The sequence below is a fragment of the Mycolicibacterium arseniciresistens genome, from assembly GCF_030519285.1.
GTDB lineage: Bacteria > Actinomycetota > Actinomycetes > Mycobacteriales > Mycobacteriaceae > Mycobacterium > Mycobacterium arseniciresistens.
The window spans coordinates 1-1,968 of sequence record NZ_JAUMSQ010000506.1; the positions used below are offsets into that span (position 1 = coordinate 1).

The following is a 1,968-nucleotide window of genomic DNA, read 5'->3' on the forward strand; positions in this document are numbered from 1 at the left end:
GGACGCCGGCCCGGGCGGTGGAGATCGCCACCGAGGTGTTGGCGACGCCCGAGGCCGACGGCACGGCGGTGGGCTGGGCGGCCTCGGCCGCCGCACTCGCCTGCGCCAGGCTCGGCCGATTCGCCGAGGTGGACGCGATGGCCGAGCGGGCGCAGGCCGCCGACCATCCGGGCCTGTTGCGCTTCACCAGTGGCTTCGGCCAGACCACCGCGCTGCTGATGGCCGGCGAGCTGCAGCGGGCCGCGGAGCTGGCGCGGGAGCTGGCCGATGACGCGCAGCTGCAGCAGCCGGGCCGGGCGATCGGCGAGGTGGTCCTCGCCGACGTGCTGATCGCCCAGGGTGACCTGGACACCGCCACCGAACTGCTGCGCCGCGCCACGGCGGAACTGACACCGACCGGATACTCATGGGCGTCGCTGGCGTGGATGTTGTTGACCCAGGCCCTCGGTCAGCAGGGCGCGACGGTCGAGGCGGGAAAGACCCTGGCGCGCGCGGAGTCCCGGCACGGCCTCAAGTCGATGCTGTTCGCTCCGGAACTGATGCTGGCCCGCGCGTGGACGCACCACGCGCGCCGGGACGTGCACGCGGCGGTGGCGGCCGCGAGGGACGCGGCCAAGACGGCGGAGCGGGGCGGGCAGACGGCGATGGCGCTGCGGGCGCTGCTGGACGCGGTGCGGCTGGGCGACACGCGGGCGGCCGACACGCTCGCGCGGCTGGACGTGAGTTGCGTACTCGGCAGGCTCACCCTCGAGTACGCCAAAGCTCTGACTGCAGGGGACCATTCGGCGCTGGACGCGGTCGCCGCAGAATTCGATGCGGTCGGGATGCGCGGCGCCGCGCGCGATGCGCGTCGTCAGGCGACGGCATCCCGTCCGTCGTAGGTTCGCGCCGCCCATCGAAATTGGTGCACATCGCGCCCACAGCTCGCGCTTAAGCTCGACACACCAGCCGAGCCAGGAGGTGCGTCGTGAGCAGTGAGCCGTTGTCCGTCGAAACCGGCGATCTGCGCGCGTTCTCACGTGCCCACGCCGACGTCGCCACCGACATCGCCCGGGCGGCCGAGCGCGCTCCCGACGCGGCCGGGGTGGCGTCGACGCACGGCACCATCGGATTCGGCATGCAGGCCGCGCTGAAGGAACTGCTCGGCGCGCGCCTGGGAAGCCTGCAGACAACCGCAGGCAGCGGCGACGCGATCGCGGAGATGTTGCGCACGGCGGCGCGCACGTACGACGGGGTGGACGACGACGGGGCACAGAGGATCCGAGCCGCCTGGGGCGACGGTCTGGACTTCCCGTTCCCGGACGTCACCACGGTCCCGGTGCCCGACGCGCCCGCTCCCCTGCCGGTCCCTGGCGGTCGCCTCCGCTGACCGTCACATTGGTGCGACGAGCAGTGACCGTGCGGCTTTAATATTGCTGCACGTCGCCGTCGAACCGAAAGAGTGACACATGTCAGGGTCGCTGTCCGTCCAACTGGGGAGCCTGCGCACCTACTCCCAGCAGCATGGAGACGTCGCCGATGCCGTCTCACAGGTCTCTGCGAACACCCCCGACATCTCCGCGGTCTCCACGACCTACGGCAACATCGCCTCGGGTGTGACGACTGCGCTCGGCGATCTGCTCGGCGCCCGCGGCGGCGCACTGACCTCGACGACGTCCAAGGCCCAGCAGCTGGCGGAGGGTCTGCTCAAATCGGCGGGCCTCTACGAACAGGGCGACCAGCAGGGTGCGGAGGCGATCAACGCCGCGGCGGGTTCGACGGGATCGCCGTCGTCCGCGAACAGCGCATCGTCGGGTGCGGGTCAGATGCTCAGCCAACTCAGCCAGCAGGCCGGCCAGCAGGTGAGTCAGCTCGCGCAGACGGCCGGTCAGGCCGTCGCCGGGCTCGGCCAGATCCCGGCGCAGGTGCTCCAGGGCGTGCAGGGCATCGTCGAGACGGCCACCGGCGCCGGAGCCGAGACCGCCGCCG

The 1,968-nt window shown here is 72.1% G+C and carries 2 protein-coding genes and 1 pseudogene; all 3 read left to right on the forward strand.

All coding sequences use genetic code 11. The features are described 5' to 3' along the window. Positions 1-881, forward strand: a pseudogene (locus Q2100_RS31055) (AAA family ATPase); the annotation flags it as partial. An 86-nt stretch (positions 882-967) separates the two neighbouring features. Further along, complete coding sequence (locus Q2100_RS31060; RefSeq protein WP_302917099.1) at positions 968-1,369, forward strand: ESX-1 secretion-associated protein; 402 nt, start codon at positions 968-970, stop codon at positions 1,367-1,369. Positions 1,370-1,448: 79 nt separating this feature from the next. Continuing rightward, positions 1,449-1,968: type VII secretion target (locus Q2100_RS31065; RefSeq protein WP_302917100.1), on the forward strand; the 520-nt coding region annotated here is incomplete at its 3' end.